Genomic DNA, 14,009 nt, shown 5'->3' on the forward strand with positions numbered 1-14,009 from the left:
CGTATGAGGCGAAAGTCTCACGTACGGTTCTGAAGTCGAGTGGGGAGAGGCGACTTTTCCCACTTAGATAACTTTATGAAATTTTCTGAAAATAGTAAGGTAAATATTGCAAGAGTATTGGAAGGTACAAAAAATTTAGGATTAACCACAGGAGAGGTAAAATTAGGAGGTGATGTTATAGAAATGGGAAATAGTAAGGTTGAGGTTAGAAGTGAAAAAGAAGGTGAGAGGAATTACGTTGATGTGTCTGACAATAGTGCTTTTGAGATAACATTTCCTACAAGTATTGGTAGCCTAAAAATTGTAGTATACCATAATGCGGAAAATGACAGTCAAGTAGAGGTCAGAGTAGCAGATAAAGAAATGTGGTCTGAACTACAAAAGAGAGGGGAAAATATAGGAAAAGAGTGTTTTTTTGGAGGAATGACGGTCACAGAAGCGGTAGAAAAAGGAAGTTTTCCTAGGAGTGGTAAGTGGAGTGAAGAAAAGGTAAAAGAAGAAATAAAGGCGATTAGTAATAATGAAGCATTATCATGGGTTGATAGGGTGTGTGGAGGTAGTAAAGAAACCTCTCGAAAGCTTTAGAACCTGTACGTGATCTCAAAAAAGGGATAGAATGAGAGGATAAAGTATATAAAGTAGGATATGCGAAATTTATATCCAAGTGATATAAGTCGAGAAAAGTTTGAGATTATTGTAGCAGATCGTGTGTCCAGAGAAGGCAAGTATGTTCAGTGGGAGGTAGACCCACCAGGATAAAAGTCGAAGTCCTGTAGCTAGGGTAGCAATGTGGAGGGAAAGCAAAATGTTGAAGCCTACCGACAACGTTATCATAGGATAATGGCGAATTACCAGGCCGTAGCGAAAGCAAACATATAGGTGGCCTCGAAAACGATAAGAACTGAAGGCTGAGCCAGCGGTCAATGGGCGAAAGCAGAATAGGCAGTTGAAAAACGACTGATACAATTGTTCTACTTCAGCGGGGTGGTAGTGATAGCATGGTAATGAGGACATACAAAGCAACTGGAGAAGCCCTCCTCATCCCAAGGAGAAATACCTTGGAGTGGTAGGTTCTATAACTGGAAAACAGGAAAAGAACCGAAGATGAGAGGGTGGCGGATGGGTGCGTAGTAGTAAAGAAGTGAGGTAACTCTCATGGAGCAAAGGCACCCTACTAGTAGAAATCTTTTAACAAAAAGGAAGGTAAAGGTAAAAATGATAAAAATGCCAATAAAATTACAAGACCTGAGAAGAAAGATATATACCAAAGCGAAAACAGAACCGGAATGGCGATTCTGGGGAATCTATGTTCACGTCTGCAAGATGGAGACACTAGAAGAAGCATATAAGCTGACAAAGAAGAGCAAAGGGGCACCAGGAATAGACGGGGTGACATTTGAATCGATAGAGGCAGAAGGCTTAGAAAAGTATCTTCAACAAATAAGACACGAACTAATAACCAAAACCTATAGCCCAAATAGGAACCGGAGGAAGGAAATACCAAAAGTTGGGGGAAAACTCAGAACGTTGAACATACCCTGCATCCGGGACAGAATAGTGCAAACAGCACTGAAGCTAATACTTGAACCAATATTTGAATCTGACTTTCAGGACGGATCATATGGATATAGACCTAGGAGAAAAGCGCATGAAGCAATTGATAAAGTATCGAAAGCAGCAATCAAAGGCAATACAAAAGTTATTGACATAGATCTGAAATCCTACTTCGACAATGTGCGACACCATATTCTTATGGAAAAGATTTCCAAAAGAGTAAATGATAAAGAAATCATGCACTTGATCAAGCTAATCCTCAAAGTAGGAGGGAAACGAGGAATAGCGCAAGGATCACCACTTTCACCACTAATAAGCAATATATACCTAAATGAGGTAGATAAAATGCTAGAGAAGGCAAAAGAGGTGACAAAAGAGGGAAAATATCGACATATAGAATACGCCAGATGGGCAGACGATTTAGTGATACTGATAGATGGGCACCAGAGATGGGAATGGCTAGAAAAATTAGTGTATAGAAGAGTACAAGAAGAATTAGCAAAACTAAAGGTAGAAGTAAATAAAGAAAAGACAAAAGTAATTAACCTAAAGGAAAGAGAGACATTCAGCTTTCTAGGATTTGATTTTCGAGAGAAGATCACAAAACAAGGAAAGTGGAGGGTACAAACAACACCACAGATGAAAGCGCGGACAAACTTACTTCAAAAATTGAAGGAGGTATTTCGCGACCACAAATCGCAACCAATATGGAAAGTGATAAATATCATTAATCCAATACTGAGAGGGTGGACAAACTACTTTAGGATAGGAAACTCAGGTCGAAACTTTAACTACGTGAAACTATGGGTAGAGAAGAAAGTAAGACGCAAATTAATGAAAGCTAGAAAAGCAAAAGGATTTGGCTGGGAGAGGTGGAGTAGCGAATGGATATACGAAACACTAGGTCTATATAAAGACTATAGATTAAGATATTACGTTCCGAAAGCAGCCCCAGTACAAGATGTTATAAACTTTGGTAAGAATCTGCTAGGAAAGCGTAGTGCGGGAAAACTGCATGCTGCGTTTGACGAGGCGGGAGCTGGAAACGTAAACATGGGAATTTTGGATTGAGGCCCAACATGAAAATAATGGATCAGCCACCAAGCCCTAAAGAGGCGCGCCAGTTCTCGACCCTACTGGAGTCTTGCAGGAAGAGAACAAAGCCGAGAACACTTGATTTATATGATGTATTTTGTGGAGTATTATACGTCCTAAAAAGTGGATGCCAGTGGAGAATGTTACCAAAAGAGTTTCCAAAATGGCGGAATTGTTACGACTATTTTAAGAAGTGGAGTGAAAAAGCAGATGCAAATAAAGAAAGTGTTCTGGAGCTGGTATTAAAAAAAAATAGTTGGCGTAGTTCGACAAAACAATGGTCGGAAAGAAAAAACCAGCTTCTGCATAATTGATGCACAAAGCGTAAAAAATGCAGATACTGCTGAAGAAAAAGGCTATGATGCTGGTAAAAAGATTTCAGGAATAAAACGCCATATTGCAGTTGATACTCAAGGTCTACCACACGCAATTTATATCACAACAGCAGAAATAACTGACCGTAGCAGTGCTGTAAAAATGATCAAAAATGCAAGAGAAAACCTCTCTGAAGTCCAAAATATACTAGTTGATGCGGGTTATACGGGAGAAAAATTTGCAACTCAAATAAAAGATATTATTGGAGCAACTGTTGAAGTGATAAAGCGCAGCGAATTACACATCTTTGCTGTATTGCCGAAAAGATGGGTTGTTGAGAGATCTTTTGCTTGGTTGGAAAAATGTAGGCGATTGTGGAAAAATTGCGAGCGGAAACTCAATACTAGCCTGCAAATGGTTGTTCTAGCCTTTACTGCTTTACTCCTCAAAAGATTATGAACAGGCTCTTACACGCTGTACTTACCGCATCCAGTGCAGACTTGTTTGGTCTATAACCATACGAATCTTCGTGAAATTCCGGCTCTACTAACGGTTCGAGATACATAGTAGCTGCTGTTTGCCCTATCCTGTCGAATACTGAAGGAACACATAAAGTTCTTTGTCCTCCTGTATCTTTTGGTATCGCAACAGCTTTTACTGGTTCTGGAAAATAACTTCCGGATGACATCCGATTCCACAGTTTGTATAGATTATCTTTTAGATTTTCTTCAAACTTTGTTATCGAGACCTCATCTACACCTGCCGCACCTCTGTTTTTGGATACTTGTTTATAAGCTTTCCAAATCAGTTGCTTTGGTATGTCAAAAGATTTTGTTTTATTCATTAACTCTTCCCTTTCGGTTGATAAATAATTAAAACTAAATAACTCAGCCCCTTCGCTCCATTTCCATTACAAAAACTTCTTCACTACTACGAGCTAATCCGCCCCTGTTTTTCGCATCAGTACTCTCTTCCTTAGAGTTCAGCTCCTTGGACTTCTCCCTTATCATCGAAACGACAGGTTCCCATAGTTCCACACAATAGCCTGAAATAGGTTCATGCCACCTATATGCCGGATGCCACCTACCCAGTAGACAAGTTCCCGATAGGCTTATCCCAAGTTACTTTTTCTCCCCTGGTTTTGACATCATCGCATTACCTTTCGACGTGTAATCAGTGGTTCACTTGCGTTCATCTCTCTATTTCACACATGACGCATAATTACGCCTTTTCCATAACGCTCACTACCTTGGCTCTTTACCAAAGCAGCTTATGGTTGTTTGAAGCCTGCTCTTGTAAACCGGCTCCGAGGGGCCCACCCTCATCTATTGTGCAGCTTTCGCACTTAGTTTGCTCTTTCCTGAACATTCCTTGTGTCTCTACGGCACACAAAAAGCACTAGTAATTATACACAATTGTGAAGAAATATTCAACTAAAATGCAAACATTTTGTATATTGGTAGTATTAACCTATATAATATTTATGGCAAATATCTCGATAAGGTACCAAATAGCACAAAAAGTAAGGAGCTGGAGGTTAAAAAGAAAATATGCTCTGAAAGATTTAGCAGGCAAAGCAAACATAAACTATCATACGCTGCTAAGATATGAGCAAGGAACATGTGGCATTCCAATTGAAAGGCTAAAAGTGATAGCAGATGCATTATCAGTTCCTATTAGAAATCTATTTCCTAGACGAAAGGTGCTAAGAGAAGATAGTTGTTTTGACAAAGCTAAGACCCAGGAAATGTATAATTTCATAGAAAAAACAGGAGGACACAAAGCAATTTATGCATTAACCAAATCTATCCGAGCTGAAGAAGAAAGTAATATAAAAGCAGCAAGAATAAGAATTGCACATACACTGAAATCCCTAAATGGGGAAAAGCCAGGATTTGATTTTCTTGGATTTTCAATAAGGCATTATCAAACACGTCAAAATAAGAGAGGTTACAAGTTATTGATTAAACCAAGTCGTAAATCTATAAGTCAACACTTGTTATCTATAAAACATAAGCTTAAAGAGTTGCGAGCAGCGCCACAAGAAACTGTAATAAAAGAACTTAATCCAATAATAAGGGGTTGGAGCCAATATTACATCTCGGTAGTCTCAAGCAAAGTCTTTAATTTATTAGACTACTCTATGCATAACAAACTTTGGAAATGGGCTGTCTATAGACACCATGACAAAAGAAGGTGTTGGGTTAAAAGAAAATACTTTAAAAAGTATGGTAACGACAATTGGAGATATATGGTAAATAACAAGTTATATCTTATTAGACATAGGGATCATGCTATTAAACGACATATCAAAGTAAATGGAAATAGATCTCCGTATGATGGAGATTGGCCATATTGGGGAAATCGTTTAAGTAAATTACCAGATCACGAGTAATAAAATTACTGAAGTTACAGCAAGGTAAATGTAATTATTGTTATCTTTGGTTTAGGTTTAACACATGTACATCATCAAGATTGCAATAATAACATGAAAAATCTATCCTTGCTTCATAAGCACTGCCACGATCAATTACATGGAAGTATGTATACCAAATTAGAGAGAAGCCGGATGATGGGAAGTCCGGTTTTGAAGTCGAGTGGGGAGAGGTGACTTTCTCCACTTAGATAACTCACTAGCTGGTTTTGAGTTCTGGAAATGGTTATTTTATCTAAATTTTTAGTAGAATGTATTGCTAGGCCAAAGAGATATATAACTCTTTAGTCAAAAACTTAAATAAAATAGCCTGAAGATAAAATATTAAAAGACACATAAAAACTACTTGCATTGCCAATTGTATTGATTAGCATATAACAAAATTTAGGTTTTTATGTGAAATAGAGAGGGATTTTATGCAAGATATAAAGACTAACCCACAAGCAACTAGTTCAGATAGGGAAGAAAAATCTTTTCAGTTTAAAAATAGAATAAGACGTCAATATAACCCTGATGATACTAATATTGCCAAGTTGTTTCTTATGATACGTGAACACAAAACGGGCAATCCTGAGCTAGACAAGACTAATGCAATTAAAGAATTACTTGCTCAAGTAGAAAATATTAATGATATAGATCTCAATGATGGTGGTAATACACCACTACATGTTGCTGTAAGCAAAGAACATCAAGACATTGTCGAACTTCTTTTGAATGTGTCTGGTATAGACCAAAACATTAAAAATAATCAAGGTAAAACTCCACTCGATATTGCTAAGCAATCCAATAAGGAAAAGATTATTGAAACTTTAGAAGAACATTTAACAGAATCTTCTAATCAAGCAGAAAGACTTTCTGCGCAAGAAAAGGAAGTGCATGAAAAGCTCAGAAAGTTTGTTGAAGATTTTGTTTTTATTTATGAACGCTCTTTATCAGAGTACTATGAGAGACTAGAAAATCAAATAGGAAAGCCAGGTAAATGGGCTGAGTTTGCTAATAAAATAATGGATATAGGAAAAAGTGGAACAGAAGACATAAAAATAAAGGCCTTTTCTCTTATTGGAATTAAAGTTCTTCAAGAAGCAATATTCAGCATTGGTAGTAGTTATAATAGAGCAGAGCTGGCTTTGTTGCATAGCGAGTAGAGATGGGAGAAAAAAAGGGAGAAAATCTAAAGAAAGTGGTTACTCTATTAAGAAATGAACATTTTGTAGAGTATATGCCACAGAAGATGAAAGTCAGTAATCATAAAGAGTATAATCAATTTTTAGAAAAAAGAGGAAATGTCTTTCATTTTATCGATGAAGCTATAGAAAACTGGTACGAAAGTTCAGAAAAAATTCCTGGAGATTTATAGCGATAAGGTTGTTATTGCAGTACATATAGTTGTTAATCTATTTAGAATAGGCTTAAGGCAAGCAGTTGGATTTATAAAAGGATATTTACAAAGTATAGTGAAGAATCTCCAAGTATTCACAAGCTTCTCGTCAAACTTAATTTGAAATTATGTGACCACAGAACAGATAAAAATGACATAGAGAATATTGAAATTGCTATAGATAGTACTGTAATCCATATTTATAGTAACAGTACTCAACATAACAAAGATAACGCCAAGATAAGGAAGTATAATGGTACAGATCAAATAAGAAAGCTACATGTTGCTTTGGACGAAAACAGCAAAAAGGCAATAGCAATTCGATATACTAATTTTCTTTCACATGATAGCATCTAAAATACTAAAGGAAATGGGTGATATCTATAAGATTAAGTCTCTGCGTGCAGATGGAGCTTATGATACAGATAATTTATATAAGTTGTGCAATCAATACAATTTGAAACCCATCATAAAGCCAAGAAAAAATCTGCAGCAATATAGATTATCTATCAGAAAGAAACAACAACATTAGTATAAGGAAAACTTACAATTTAACCCACTGGAAAAAGAAGACAAGGTATGAAATACGTTCACGTATCGAGAGTTTTTTCCTGAGGCTCAAAAAAACATTTGGATTTAGTTTTAAGAATAAATCTGAGGTAAATCGCTCTCAAGAGGTGCTTTTAAAATGCTATTTGATTAATAACTTTACTGATATAGGTATGCCTATTTTCAAATTTGCCTCGTAAATTCCTTTCATTACTCCTCCTCATTCCTTGCCATTCAACAAAGCCACCCATCTTGAAAACTTCAGAAAAACTTACTTGTCGCTTTTAACCTGCTTAAATTTCCAAAACCAATCTATTTGGATCTTCTATGTAATTTTTGATTTTCACAAGGAAAGTAACTGCTCCTTTGCCATCAACTATTCTGTGATCGTAAGAGAGGGCAATGTACATCATAGGTCTGATTTCAATTGAGCTACTCACAGCAACTGGTCTATTTTGTATTGAGTGCATGCCAAGTATTCCAGATTGCGGAGGGTTTATTATCGGAGTAGAAAGAAGTGAACCATACACACCACCGTTTGAGATAGTAAATGTTGCACCTTCCATTTCCGATACTTGCAGCTTACCTTCTCGTGCTTTTTTGCCAAGAGCAACTAAAGTTAGTTCAATTTCAGCAAATGACATTTGATCAGCATCACGAATAACTGGTACAACAAGACCTTTGTCAGTGCCAACAGCAACACCTATGTCATAGTAATTTTTATATACAATTTCATCACCTGAAATCTCAGCGTTAATCTCACGAATTTCTTTTAGTGCTTGCACTGCTGCCTTTATAAAAAACGACATGAAACCCAGTTTTATTCCATATTTCTTTTCAAAAGTTTCTTTATACTTTGCCCTCAGATCCATGACGTTTTTCATGTCAATTTCATTGAACGTGGTCAGTATTGCAGCAGTATTTTGCGATGCTTTCAAACGAGCAGCTATTACTTGCCTTATTTTGCTCATTTTCACTCGCTCTTCTCTTCTCTCTCCACTTACTACACTTTTTGGCAATTCATATTGTTTTACCGGAGGTTGTTCAGCTTTACTCATATGGTCTATCACATCCGCTTTAGTTATTCTGCCTCCCATGCCAGTTCCTTTTACATTTTCTGCACTAATTGCATTTTCTTCCATAATTTTACGAGCTGAAGGGGCATCTTTTTTATCAGCGCTTTCGCCTTTATCTTCTTTTTTCACTTCTTCTTTTACTTCTCCTACAGCAAGTTTTGCCAGTAATTGATCAGGGCTAATTACATCATCTTCTTTCACAAAAAATTCAGTTATTTGTCCTGAAGCTTCTGCAGTTAGTTCTAGCGCCGTTTTATCAGTTTCAATTTCAAAGATCAAGTCATCTACTTTTACTGCTTCGCCGATATTTTTCTTTATTTTTACTATACCTTCCGTAACTGATTCACCACCAAGAGTTTTTGGCGCTCTGATTTCTATAATTTTGATCATAAAATAACTTCTACATAAAACTTTCTATAAATTTATACATGAAAAGAAACATAAATAAACTAATAAATTCATTAGGCCTTTTGTGTGCCGTAGAGACACAAGGAATGTTCAGGAAAGAGCAAACTAAGTGCGAAAGCTGCACAATAGATGAGGGTGGGCCCCTCGGAGCCGGTTTACAAGAGCAGGCTTCAAACAACCATAAGCTGCTTTGGTAAAGAGCCAAGGTAGTGAGCGTTATGGAAAAGGCGTAATTATGCGTCATGTGTGAAATAGAGAGATGAACGCAAGTGAACCACTGATTACACGTCGAAAGGTAATGCGATGATGTCAAAACCAGGGGAGAAAAAGTAACTTGGGATAAGCCTATCGGGAACTTGTCTACTGGGTAGGTGGCATCCGGCATATAGGTGGCATGAACCTATTTCAGGCTATTGTGTGGAACTATGGGAACCTGTCGTTTCGATGATAAGGGAGAAGTCCAAGGAGCTGAACTCTAAGGAAGAGAGTACTGATGCGAAAAACAGGGGCGGATTAGCTCGTAGTAGTGAAGAAGTTTTTGTAATGGAAATGGAGCGAAGGGGCTGAGTTATTTAGTTTTAATTATTTATCAACCGAAAGGGAAGAGTTAATGAATAAAACAAAATCTTTTGACATACCAAAGCAACTGATTTGGAAAGCTTATAAACAAGTATCCAAAAACAGAGGTGCGGCAGGTGTAGATGAGGTCTCGATAACAAAGTTTGAAGAAAATCTAAAAGATAATCTATACAAACTGTGGAATCGGATGTCATCCGGAAGTTATTTTCCAGAACCAGTAAAAGCTGTTGCGATACCAAAAGATACAGGAGGACAAAGAACTTTATGTGTTCCTTCAGTATTCGACAGGATAGGGCAAACAGCAGCTACTATGTATCTCGAACCGTTAGTAGAGCCGGAATTTCACGAAGATTCGTATGGTTATAGACCAAACAAGTCTGCACTGGATGCGGTAAGTACAGCGTGTAAGAGATGTTGGAGAAGTGATTGGACGATAGATCTTGATATTTCTGGATTTTTCGACAATCTGGATCATGTGTTAGCACTGCAAACTATCAAGAAGCATACAGATTGCAAGTGGGTCATACTGTACGTGGAAAGGTGGATGAAAGCCCCGATTCAACTAGCAGATGGCAGTAAGGTAGTTAGGAATAAGGGAGTTCCACAAGGAGGTTCTGTAAGCCCAATCATTTCTAACATATTTATGCATCATGCATTTGATATGTGGATGAGGCAAAACTACCCAACAATACCATTTGAGAGATATGTAGATGATGCAATGGTGCACTGTAAAACCCAGAAACAGGCAAAATTCATAAAAGACAAGATCGAAGAAAGATTGGCTGAGTTTAAGCTAAAATTACATCCTGAAAAGACACAAATAGTGTACTGTAAGGATGACAATAGGAGAGATGTGTTTCCAATACAGAGCTTTGACTTTCTGGGTTACACGTTCAGACCTAGACTGGCAAAGAACAATAAAATAGGAAACTATTTTGTCTCATTTCTACCTGCAATTAGCAACAAAGCCAAGAAGAAGATCAACCAAACCATAAGGTCATGGAAAATACGTAGGCAAACATATACAACACTAGAGAAAATATCAAAGAAAATAAATCCTATAGTCCGAGGCTGGTATCAGTACTATGGCAGGTTTTATAAATCAGAGATGTATCCATCTCTTAGAAATGTAGAGTGGCACCTAGTAGGATGGGTCAGAGCCAAATATAAGAAACTTCGAAATCATGGAAGACTAGCAAAGCAATTTCTAGCAAAAGTGAGAAAGAGGTCTCCAAATATTTTCTATCACTGGACACTAGGATTGGGATCAAAAGGCTGAATAACGGGAGCTGTATAAATTGAGAGGTTTACGTACAGTTCTGCGAGAGACTGGTGGGGAAGCTCCGCCGGTCTACTCTCCATCATAATGCTTGATTATTTCCTCCTAATACATGCAAAATTAAAATACTAAGTAAATTGAAATAAGATTATGGATTTTGATAAGGCAGGCAATGCAGAAGACTTATATAATGAAAAACTTCAACTGATATGTAAGACTTATAACAGAGAATTACTATCAAATCAAAGAGTTGTTGATGGCATCAATTCAATGGATTACAGTAAGCTTAAAATCTTATGCAAGTATCATAATAAGTTTAGTCACAAAGGTATTGAAGAATTACTATTAGATGAGAGCATTGTTAATCACATCAACGATTATGATGATGAAATGTTTAGGTCCATGCTAAATGATGCACCTGCGGAGCACAATATTCTAGAAATACTAAAAGGTGGGAAGGTTTGCAATATCAACAATGAATTCGAAAGTAGTGATAGTGAGGAGAATGAAGAAGATTATGGATATTATGATTACGAGGAAGATGAAAAAAATGATCCGAATAACTTCGCTAAAGAAGCACTAGGAAATAAAGGAATTAATGAAAAACATGTTGATGATGTTCAGTTTTGCAACGATGCAGATGTGGGAATACCACTAGAAAATCAAAATGCTATTAGGAATATCCGTTTTATTCAATGGATGATAGTTGAGAGTGATGGTAAGCTTAGTGAGCAAAATGTTACAGAATTACTAAAAGATTCGAGTTCTATTGATCGAATTAACTCTCTTGATGATAAAAAGCTTCAACTTATACTCAAGAGTGATAAGTTTAGTGGTGAAAATATTATAGAGTTATTAGGAAATCAAAGAGTTGTTGAATACCTCTATTTTATTGATTATGAAAAATTTGAACTCATTCATAATAGTGATAAGTTTAATAGTAGCAAGTATGCTAGTAGCAGTCACAAAGTTATAAGGTTGCTAGAAAATCAAGAGCTTGTTAAGCACATCAATTTTATTGATTATGAAAAACTTCAATTCATACTTTGTAATGATAAGTTTCTTCTTAGCGATATTATAATACTACTAAAAAATCAGGAGGTTGTTGAGAATATCATTTCTTTTAACATTGAAAAATTTCGACTCATATTTTATAGTGATAAGCTTAACTGTGTAGATACAATAGAATTACTAGAAAATCAGAAAATTGTTGATTGCATCGATTCGATTGCTCTTAAGAAATTAGAACTCATATTTAATAATGGGAATTTTAGTTTTGAAAATATTATAAAAACACTAAAAGATCAAAAAATTGTTGATTGCATCAATTCAATTGCTCCTGAGAAATTAGAACTCATATTTAATAAGTTTAGTTCTCAAGATATTATAAAAGTACTAGAAGATCAAGATGTTGTTAAGGGCATCAATTCTGTTACCACTAAAGAGCTAAAAGCAATAACAGATAATGTTACTGGTAAGGTATTTGTCAATATATTTAAAAATTTTAAACCTAGCGTAAAGTCGACTTTGAGGCTTGCTATACTCCTGCGTAAAGCTGGTAAAATTACAGATATTAATATCGATTACTTGAACAACAAGGAACGTATTTACGAAGATATAATTAAATATGTTCCCCAAGAGCTGGACATAAATATAGAGTCACTTATACCACTCCCTACATTTAAAAGATATACTGAATGCGAAGAACCTGTGTCAAAATTATATAATTTATCTTTAGAGCAGGTTATTGAGAATATAAATCCACATAAAAGAGCCAGGTATTCCTAACACCACTAAATTCATTTGTTTATAATAATTTCACTATATCGTAAAACCATCTATATCAGACTATTTTTACTATATTTTCTTGGTAAAATCACTGGCAGCTGACACCGAGGTTGAGAAAATTTTTGTAATATAGACTATCAATGATTTTTCAGTAATAATATAGTTTTAGGTGGATATAGTGAACGTTTCATACAGAGATATAGACATTAAGCTAATTAGAACAGGTTGAATTCAAATGTTGAATCTAGAATCTCTGCCAAAACATCTAGCAATTATTATGGATGGTAATGGTAGGTGGGCAAACAATCAAGGAAGGGTAAAAATTGATGGCTATAGAAAAGGCAGTGAGGTTGCATTTGATATTGCTAAGCATTGCACAGTCCTGGCCATACCTTACTTAACTTTGTATGCATTTTCCATGGAAAATTGGCTCAGATCTGAAAACGAAACAGACTACCTATTTAATTTATTTTACTCCACTTTAACTAATGAAGATAAAATGAAATTCATTTACAATTGTAACATTAAGTTAAATTTTATTGGCAATTTAAGTCTATTGTCCAGTAAAATATTCGATCAAATCAAAAAAGCAGAAGAAGTGACACATAAGAACGATGGTCTATTACTCACTGTTGCAGTTAGTTATGGAGCAAAGCAGGAAATTATACATGCTATCAACAACGTCATAAAAGGAAATATTGATTGCGTATTGGAAGAGGAATTTGAAAAATTTCTGTATACTAAAGATTTGCCAAAATTGGATTTATTAATTCGCACTGGTGGCGAAAAAAGGTTAAGCAATTTTTTATTATGGCAAGCAGCTTATGCTGAATTGTATTTTTGTGATACTTTGTGGCCCGATTTTTCTTGTCAAGATTTGACCAAAGCACTAGAAGATTATACAAAAAGAGAAAAAAAATATGGTAGATAATAACTTTATGGTTAGAATATTGTCCTCAATAGTAATATTACTCATATTTTCTTTTGCTACATATTTCAGTGATTTATCATTTTATCTACTAATTTTTTCAATTGCAGTTTTATCTTCTTTTGAATGGTATAATCTAACTCAGGGCAATAGAATCTTATACATTTTCGCATTACTATTAATCGCACTACCAAATGCCTCGCTAATATGCCTATATAATCTACCACAGGGAAAATATGCATTAGTATGGCTTATCTTAACTATTTGGAGCATCGATATTGCTGCCTATTTTTTCGGCAAAAATTTTGGTAAAACTAGAATTTGTCCAATCATTAGCCCTGGGAAAACTTGGTTAGGACTTTTTGGTGCAGTCTTAGCTGGAATAGTGTGTGCAATTTTTGGCTCAATATTTTTGAGTTTATTTCCAATTTTTTATTCTCCAATAATTGGTTTGATAGTTGCTATTCTAGCCCAACTTGGAGATTTCACTGAGTCACTCATCAAAAGAGTTTACAATGTTAAAGATAGTGGAGGTATTATACCAGGCCATGGAGGAGTACTCGACCGTATGGATAGTTTCATTTTTACTGCCCCTCTCATTGCTATTTACATAAGCTAAAAAAATG

General features: G+C 35.8%; 13 protein-coding genes and 1 pseudogene. 11 read left to right on the forward strand and 3 right to left on the reverse strand.

Annotated elements, in window-relative coordinates; translation table 11 throughout:
- Positions 1-39: 39 nt before the first annotated feature.
- The 3 genes from ONG75_RS00955 (at position 40) to ONG75_RS00965 (ending at position 3,423) form a co-directional block, all read left to right on the forward strand.
- Complete coding sequence (locus ONG75_RS00955; RefSeq protein WP_264375524.1) at positions 40-585, forward strand: hypothetical protein; 546 nt, start codon at positions 40-42, stop codon at positions 583-585.
- A gap of 570 nt (positions 586-1,155) precedes the next feature.
- Positions 1,156-2,625 carry a group II intron reverse transcriptase/maturase gene (gene ltrA, locus ONG75_RS00960; RefSeq protein ID WP_264375419.1) on the forward strand — a complete coding sequence of 490 codons (1,470 nt, stop codon included), beginning with the start codon at positions 1,156-1,158 and terminating at the stop codon, positions 2,623-2,625.
- Between the two features lie 8 nt (positions 2,626-2,633).
- A protein-coding gene (locus ONG75_RS00965) for an IS5 family transposase (protein ID WP_405197619.1) occupies positions 2,634-3,423 on the forward strand; the annotation gives its coding sequence in 2 pieces (ribosomal slippage) (positions 2,634-2,903 and positions 2,905-3,423; 789 coding nt in all).
- On the opposite strand, the gene ONG75_RS00970 is transcribed toward ONG75_RS00965, so the two are convergent.
- Together ONG75_RS00970 and ONG75_RS00975 are read right to left on the reverse strand one after the other, a co-directional pair.
- Positions 3,410-3,808 carry a reverse transcriptase family protein gene (locus ONG75_RS00970; protein WP_264375525.1) on the reverse strand — a complete coding sequence of 133 codons (399 nt, stop codon included), beginning with the start codon at positions 3,806-3,808 and terminating at the stop codon, positions 3,410-3,412. The genes ONG75_RS00965 and ONG75_RS00970 overlap by 14 nt on opposite strands.
- A 43-nt stretch (positions 3,809-3,851) precedes the next feature.
- Entirely contained in the window at positions 3,852-4,001 is a 150-nt protein-coding gene (locus tag ONG75_RS00975) for a hypothetical protein (protein WP_264336130.1), read from the reverse strand.
- Between the two features lie 446 nt (positions 4,002-4,447).
- Here ONG75_RS00975 and ONG75_RS00980 point away from each other — a divergent pair, with 446 nt between their 5' ends.
- The 3 genes and pseudogenes from ONG75_RS00980 (at position 4,448) to ONG75_RS07860 (ending at position 7,525) form a co-directional block, all read left to right on the forward strand.
- Positions 4,448-5,359, forward strand: coding sequence for a group II intron maturase-specific domain-containing protein (locus ONG75_RS00980; RefSeq protein WP_264375526.1), 912 nt, complete (start codon positions 4,448-4,450; stop codon positions 5,357-5,359).
- Between the two features lie 455 nt (positions 5,360-5,814).
- Positions 5,815-6,543 carry an ankyrin repeat domain-containing protein gene (locus ONG75_RS00985; protein WP_264375527.1) on the forward strand — a complete coding sequence of 243 codons (729 nt, stop codon included), beginning with the start codon at positions 5,815-5,817 and terminating at the stop codon, positions 6,541-6,543.
- A 74-nt stretch (positions 6,544-6,617) separates the two neighbouring features.
- Positions 6,618-7,525, forward strand: a pseudogene (locus tag ONG75_RS07860) (IS5 family transposase).
- 93 nt (positions 7,526-7,618) lie between these two features.
- Here ONG75_RS07860 and odhB read toward each other — a convergent pair.
- Positions 7,619-8,791, reverse strand: coding sequence for a 2-oxoglutarate dehydrogenase complex dihydrolipoyllysine-residue succinyltransferase (gene odhB / locus ONG75_RS01005; RefSeq protein ID WP_264375528.1), 1,173 nt, complete (start codon positions 8,789-8,791; stop codon positions 7,619-7,621).
- A 435-nt stretch (positions 8,792-9,226) separates the two neighbouring features.
- On the opposite strand from odhB, the gene ONG75_RS01010 reads away from it, so the two are divergent.
- The 5 genes from ONG75_RS01010 (at position 9,227) to ONG75_RS01030 (ending at position 14,002) form a co-directional block, all read left to right on the forward strand.
- Positions 9,227-9,376, forward strand: a complete 150-nt coding sequence (locus ONG75_RS01010; RefSeq protein ID WP_264336130.1) for a hypothetical protein — start codon at positions 9,227-9,229, stop codon at positions 9,374-9,376.
- A 43-nt stretch (positions 9,377-9,419) separates the two neighbouring features.
- On the forward strand, positions 9,420-10,667 hold the full coding sequence (ltrA, locus tag ONG75_RS01015; protein ID WP_264336129.1) for a group II intron reverse transcriptase/maturase: 1,248 nt from the start codon (positions 9,420-9,422) through the stop codon (positions 10,665-10,667).
- Positions 10,668-10,817: 150 nt separating this feature from the next.
- The gene (locus tag ONG75_RS01020; RefSeq protein WP_264375529.1) at positions 10,818-12,455 is read left to right on the forward strand and encodes a hypothetical protein; all 1,638 of its coding nucleotides are present in this window, start codon (positions 10,818-10,820) and stop codon (positions 12,453-12,455) included.
- Positions 12,456-12,690: 235 nt separating this feature from the next.
- A complete protein-coding gene (gene uppS, locus ONG75_RS01025; RefSeq protein WP_264375530.1) occupies positions 12,691-13,386 on the forward strand; it encodes a polyprenyl diphosphate synthase in 696 nt (231 codons plus the stop codon).
- A complete protein-coding gene (locus ONG75_RS01030; protein ID WP_264375531.1) occupies positions 13,376-14,002 on the forward strand; it encodes a phosphatidate cytidylyltransferase in 627 nt (208 codons plus the stop codon). Before uppS ends, ONG75_RS01030 begins: the two co-directional genes overlap by 11 nt.
- Positions 14,003-14,009 lie beyond the last annotated feature (7 nt).

Origin of the sequence: Wolbachia endosymbiont (group B) of Sphaerophoria taeniata, assembly GCF_947179355.1 — a bacterium.
In the GTDB taxonomy this organism is placed as follows: Bacteria; Pseudomonadota; Alphaproteobacteria; order Rickettsiales; family Anaplasmataceae; genus Wolbachia.

Coding starts and splice junctions, on each gene's coding strand:
- ltrA (WP_264375419.1), top strand. CDS start 1,156: ATGGAGCAAAGGCACCCTACTAGTAGAAATCTTTTAACAAAAAGGAAG.
- ONG75_RS00970 (WP_264375525.1), bottom strand. CDS start 3,808: ATGAATAAAACAAAATCTTTTGACATACCAAAGCAACTGATTTGGAAA.
- ONG75_RS00980 (WP_264375526.1), top strand. CDS start 4,448: ATGGCAAATATCTCGATAAGGTACCAAATAGCACAAAAAGTAAGGAGC.
- ONG75_RS00985 (WP_264375527.1), top strand. CDS start 5,815: ATGCAAGATATAAAGACTAACCCACAAGCAACTAGTTCAGATAGGGAA.
- odhB (WP_264375528.1), bottom strand. CDS start 8,791: ATGATCAAAATTATAGAAATCAGAGCGCCAAAAACTCTTGGTGGTGAA.
- ltrA (WP_264336129.1), top strand. CDS start 9,420: ATGAATAAAACAAAATCTTTTGACATACCAAAGCAACTGATTTGGAAA.
- ONG75_RS01020 (WP_264375529.1), top strand. CDS start 10,818: ATGGATTTTGATAAGGCAGGCAATGCAGAAGACTTATATAATGAAAAA.
- uppS (WP_264375530.1), top strand. CDS start 12,691: ATGTTGAATCTAGAATCTCTGCCAAAACATCTAGCAATTATTATGGAT.
- ONG75_RS01030 (WP_264375531.1), top strand. CDS start 13,376: ATGGTAGATAATAACTTTATGGTTAGAATATTGTCCTCAATAGTAATA.